Consider the following 4,956-nt stretch of genomic DNA (forward strand, 5'->3'; position numbering starts at 1 on the left):
CTCCTTCTTGCCGCGCTTGCTGGCGTACCAGTCCTCCAGGAGCTCGCCGACGGTGCCCTCGGTGGCGGCGAGCTCGACGCCCATCCGCAGGCGGCAACACGCTGCTCTACTCCCTGCTCGTGCTCATCGGGGTGCCGCTGGCGATCGTGATCGCGGCGCTGCTCAACGTACCGGGGCTGCGCGGGCTCGGCTTCTACCGCACGCTGTACTTCCTGCCCGTGGTCACCATGCCCGCGGCCGTCGGCCTGACCTGGCGCTACCTGTACAACGGCGACTTCGGCCTGATCAACTACCTGCTCGGCGAGATCGGGATCGACGGGCCCTACTGGGTCTCCGACCCCGAGTTCGCGATCTACGCCATCGCGGTGGTCGGGATCTGGAGCTCGCTCGGGTACAACGCCGTGCTGTTCCTGGCCGGGCTCCAGGGGATCCCGAAGCACTATTACGAGGCCGCCGCGATCGACGGCGCGGGCAGGATGCGGCAGTTCTTCCGCATCACGCTGCCGCTGCTCACGCCCACCACGTTCTTCGTCATGGTGATCACGCTGATCAACGCTCTGCAGGTGTTCGACCTGGTCTACCTCATGATCGACACCAAGAGCCCGGCGCTGGCGGGGAGCCGCACGATCGTCTACCTCTTCTACGAGCAGGGCTTCGTGCAGAACAGCCGCGGCTACGCAGCCGCGATCGCGGTCGTGCTGCTGGCCCTGATCCTCGCGCTGACCGCCCTTCAGTTCAGGCTGCAGAGGCGGTGGGTCCACTATGAGTAGGCGCTGGATCGTGCACGCGGTCCTGCTCGCCGGCGGGCTGATCATGATCACGCCGTTCGTCTGGCAACTCGTGGTCTCGCTGCAGACCGTCAGCGAGTCGATGCGGGTGCCGCCCACGCCGGTCCCCTCCTGGCAGTGGCACAACTTCGCCGACGTGTTCAGGACCGTGCCGCTCGGGCGGCAGTTTCTCAACACCGTGATCGTCACGGCGGCGGTGACGGCCGGGCAGCTGCTGCTCTGCTCGCTCGCAGCCTTCGCCTTCGCGCGGCTGGAGTTCCCCGGGCGCGGGCCGATCTTCATGCTGTTCCTGGCCGTGCTGATGGTGCCGGGAGAGCTGTTCCTGCTGCCCCGGTACGAGATCATGCAGGGGCTCGGCTGGCTCAACACCCTCCAGGCGCTCATCGCCCCCGGGGTCTTCGGGGCCTTCGGCACGTTCCTGCTGCGGCAGTTCTTCAAGACGCTGCCCAGGGAACTGGACGAGGCGGCGCGCCTGGACGGCGCCAACCCGCTGCAGATCTACTGGTGGATCATGCTGCCGCTGGTGCGGCCCGGGCTGCTGGCGCTCGGGCTGCTGACCGTCATGTGGTCCTGGAGCAGCCTGCTCTGGCCGCTGGTGGTCAACACCGACCCGGAGATGATGACGCTCTCCGCCGGGCTGGCCTCGCTGCGCGGCCAGTACCTGACCAATTACCCGGTCCTCTTCGCCGGGTCCGTCGTCGCCTCGCTGCCCGTGATCGTTCTTTTCGTGGTCATGCAGCGACAGCTGATCGCCGGGATCGCGTTCACCGGCTCGAAAGGCTGAACCACCAGTCTTTCCCCCGTTGTATCCCCTACCGAGGAGTATGTGTGCATTCCCGTCGCAAGTGGATCGTCGTCGCCTTAGGCGTCACTCTGGCCTCCTCCGCCTCACCGGCACTGGCCGACCCGAAGCCCGTGGACGTGCAACTGCTGTCCCTCACCGACTTCCACGGCTACATCACCCCGCAGAACAACGCCACCGACGGGACGATCAAGGATCCACAGGGGAACACCCTGGTGGTGGGCGGCGCGCCGTACGTGGCGACGCATCTGGACAAGCTCCGGCAAGGCCATGAGAACACGGTCACGTTCTCGACCGGTGACGATTTCAGCGGCTGGCCGACCGAGGTGTCCTACCACGCCGACGAGCCCACGATCGAGTTCCTGAACAAGATCAAGGTGGAGTTCACCGCGGTCGGGAACCACGAGCTGGACCGGTCCCTGGAGTTCCTGCGCGACCACATGGGCGAGGGCGAGTGCTTCGGTGAGATCGGGGTCGACAGCTGCTTCACCGACTCCGACGGGCGGCAGTTCCACGGCGCCGACTTCGCCATCTCGACGGCCAACATCACGCGGAAGGGCGACACCCGTCCGGTGCTCCCGCCGTACGTGATCAAGCGCTTCCAGGGCATCCCCGTCGGGTTCATCAACCTGACCACGCCCACCACGGTGGACGGCTCCACCTCCTACCAGCCGTCACTGGACAACCTGCCGCTGGTGGAGACGGCCAACAAGTACGCCGCCATCCTCAAGCGGCGCGGCGTCAAGGCCATCGTCGCCAACGTGCACGAGGGCGGCAAGGCCGGAGACGACTACAACGGCTGCGCCGATCAGAAGAACGGGCCGATCTGGGACTTCGCCGCCAACGCCTCGCCCGACATCGACGTCATCGTCACAGGCCACTGGCACTGGTACTTCACCTGCTCGCTACCCGACCCGGCGGGTAATCCCCGCCCGGTCGTCGAGGCAGCCAACCACGGCCGCCTCATCAACGAGATCAACCTGAAGCTCGACCACCGTACCCGCGACGTCATCAGGTCCGAGACCACCGCGGTCAACCACCCAGTGACCCGCGATGTCACCCCCGACCCCACCATGGTGAAGCTGGTCGACCACTGGAACGCCAAGCAGAAGGAGACCTACGCCAAGCCGTACGGGACCATCACCGGCGACCTCACCAGGACCCGCGACGCGACGGGGCAGAGCACGCTCGGCAACACCGTGGCCGACGTGGCCTACTTCGACTCGCAGCGGACCGAGGGCGGCAAGGCCGACCTGGCCATGGTGGCCGTCGCCCCGACCAAGGGCTCCAACTCCCTGCGCGGCGACCTGAGGTTCGCCAAGGGCGCCAACCCCGCCGACAGCGACGGTCAGGTGCTCATGGGCGAGTCGTGGGCGGCCTGGGGCTACGCCAACCCGGTGCTCACCGTCACCGTCAAGGGCTCGCAGATCGAGCAGGCCCTGGAGCAGCAGTGGCAGGCGCAGGCCAACGGCACCGTGAAGTTCGCGCCGCTGGCCGTGTCCAAGAACGTCCGCTTCTCCTTCGACGCGACCAGGCCCGTCGGTGACAGGATCAACCCCGCCGACGTGATCGTGAACGGGCAGCCGCTCGACACCGGCAGGACCTACCGGCTCGCCGCGCTGGCCTACACGCTTCTCGGCGCCGACGGCTACACCGCCTTCACCGGGTACACCGACGCCGTGCGCGGCAACCGCGACTACGAGGCCATGCGGGCCTACCTGCGGCAGGGGCCGGTGGCCCCGCCCGCCCTGGACCGGGCGGTGCCGCTGACATAGGACCCCGGGTGCGGGGGAACCGCGTCCCCCGCACCCGCACAGGCCCGCCCGGACGGTCAGTGGGAGCCATTCGGTTGACCTCGGGAGCGGGTGCGGGGCTCAAGAACTCGAGTACTTCAAGCGCAGAGCCCTTCGTCCGGTGGGAGGAAGGGCTCTGGGGCGCCGAATGGCTGGCCCGGGTCACCTGGGACCATGTTTCGTGATCTTGTCGATGGTGTACGCCGTCACCCAGCGTCTGTTGTCTGAGGTGCCCACCGCCAGCTCATGCTGAACGCCGGTAGCGCCGCCCTGGCCGCCCTGGCCAACCTGACCGACATCGAACGGGCCCTTCTGGAGGCCATCGAAGCCTGCCTGCCGTCCGGTCGGCATATCGACCTCGACCTGGGATCGCCGCCCTGTCCATCCGGCTGACCGCCCACCGCCTGTCCACCACTCAAGACCCGGCGCGACGAGCCGCGCTCCATCTCACCCATGCGAACCGCCTGCGCAACGTCAGCCAGCACCAGAACGCCCTGAAAGCCTCCCAGCAGGCCGTCGACCTGTACGGCGAGCTGACCCGACTCAACCTGAGTCTCCCCCAGCACTCCGGACGCTTGACCTGAGGTCATCCCCGATCGAGTGCGAGCCCTAGCTGGCCTTCGAGGAGTCTGAGTGCAGAAATTAGCGGTAGAGAGTTGATCTTGATACCGGTTCGATGACGGCCGCTGTTTCTGCTGGTGACAGGCCCTACGTTCCTGGGCCATGTCTTTCGAATTCCTGTCTGATGAGCAGGTCGCTTGCTATGGCTGCTTCCCTGAAGAGCCCTCGGCCGCTGAGCTGGAGCAGTTCTTCCGGCTGGACCGCAGCGCGCTGGACGCGCTGGCGTCCAAACGGCGCCCGGCCACCAAGCTCGGCTGGGCCGTGCAGTGGGGATTCAATGAAAAGAGTGCGAGGAGCTTCCAGAGAGAAGGGACCTGTCGTGTCGAACGACCCCATGGCGGCGGTGCTCCAATACGTTGCCGCCTTCAACCGCGGTGACGCGAAGGCGATGGCAGCGACCTGCGCTGACCCGATGCAGATCCTTGACGGTATGTCGCCGCATGTGTGGCAGGGGCCGACAGCCGGCGAGGATTGGTGGAGGGACGTCCTTGCCGAGGCTGAGCACGTGGGGGCCTCCGGGTACCACATCGTTCTCGATGAGCCACGGCATGTCGATGTCACCGGCGAGTACGCATATGTCGTTGCTCCCGCGAGCATGACGTTCACCCTTCGAGGCGAGCAGGTCACCCAAACTGGCTCAGTCTTTACGGTGGCGCTTCGCAAGATCGGCGCGGAGTGGCGACTGACGGCCTGGGCGTGGGCGAAAGGCGGCCGGCCCGCGCGCAGTGACACGAACGGCCCCGCTGAGGAGTAAGCGGTGCTCGGGTGTGCCCCTACACGTCTTCACGCTAAGGAGTGTTCTGAGTTGAGATCACGGTGTTCGCCCTGCGGGTGAACACCGTGGCTGGTAGCACCGGTGATATGGCGCGTGGTGATGTAACCGATGCGGAACGGGCGCTGATCGAGCCGTGGCTGCCGTTGGGTGAGCGGGGGCCGGTCCCCGACCTTCGGC

General features: G+C 66.8%; 6 protein-coding genes. All 6 read left to right on the forward strand.

Annotation, left to right across the window (positions count from 1 at the left end; translation table 11 throughout):
* Positions 1–119 precede the first annotated feature (119 nt).
* The 6 genes from ACWDS7_RS46480 (at position 120) to ACWDS7_RS46505 (ending at position 4,758) form a co-directional block, all read left to right on the forward strand.
* Entirely contained in the window at positions 120–770 is a 651-nt protein-coding gene (locus ACWDS7_RS46480) for a carbohydrate ABC transporter permease (protein ID WP_451934514.1), read from the forward strand.
* Positions 763–1,572 (forward strand): carbohydrate ABC transporter permease, encoded by an 810-nt coding sequence (locus ACWDS7_RS46485; RefSeq protein WP_451934515.1) that lies wholly within the window; start codon positions 763–765, stop codon positions 1,570–1,572. The genes ACWDS7_RS46480 and ACWDS7_RS46485 overlap by 8 nt, the downstream gene beginning before the upstream one ends.
* A gap of 44 nt (positions 1,573–1,616) precedes the next feature.
* On the forward strand, positions 1,617–3,365 hold the full coding sequence (locus ACWDS7_RS46490; RefSeq protein ID WP_451934516.1) for a bifunctional metallophosphatase/5'-nucleotidase: 1,749 nt from the start codon (positions 1,617–1,619) through the stop codon (positions 3,363–3,365).
* 264 nt (positions 3,366–3,629) lie between these two features.
* Entirely contained in the window at positions 3,630–3,776 is a 147-nt protein-coding gene (locus ACWDS7_RS46495) for a hypothetical protein (RefSeq protein ID WP_451934517.1), read from the forward strand.
* A 330-nt stretch (positions 3,777–4,106) separates the two neighbouring features.
* Complete coding sequence (locus tag ACWDS7_RS46500; protein ID WP_451934518.1) at positions 4,107–4,382, forward strand: DUF4158 domain-containing protein; 276 nt, start codon at positions 4,107–4,109, stop codon at positions 4,380–4,382.
* A complete protein-coding gene (locus ACWDS7_RS46505) occupies positions 4,324–4,758 on the forward strand; it encodes a YybH family protein (protein WP_451934519.1) in 435 nt (144 codons plus the stop codon). Before ACWDS7_RS46500 ends, ACWDS7_RS46505 begins: the two co-directional genes overlap by 59 nt.
* Positions 4,759–4,956: the final 198 nt, after the last annotated feature.

The organism is Streptosporangium sp. NPDC003464 (assembly GCF_053588315.1).

Excerpts from the sequence above, each read along its gene's own strand:
- ACWDS7_RS46500 (WP_451934518.1), top strand. The coding sequence starts at position 4,107 with ATGTCTTTCGAATTCCTGTCTGATGAGCAGGTCGCTTGCTATGGCTGC.
- ACWDS7_RS46495 (WP_451934517.1), top strand. The coding sequence starts at position 3,630 with ATGCTGAACGCCGGTAGCGCCGCCCTGGCCGCCCTGGCCAACCTGACC.
- ACWDS7_RS46485 (WP_451934515.1), top strand. The coding sequence starts at position 763 with ATGAGTAGGCGCTGGATCGTGCACGCGGTCCTGCTCGCCGGCGGGCTG.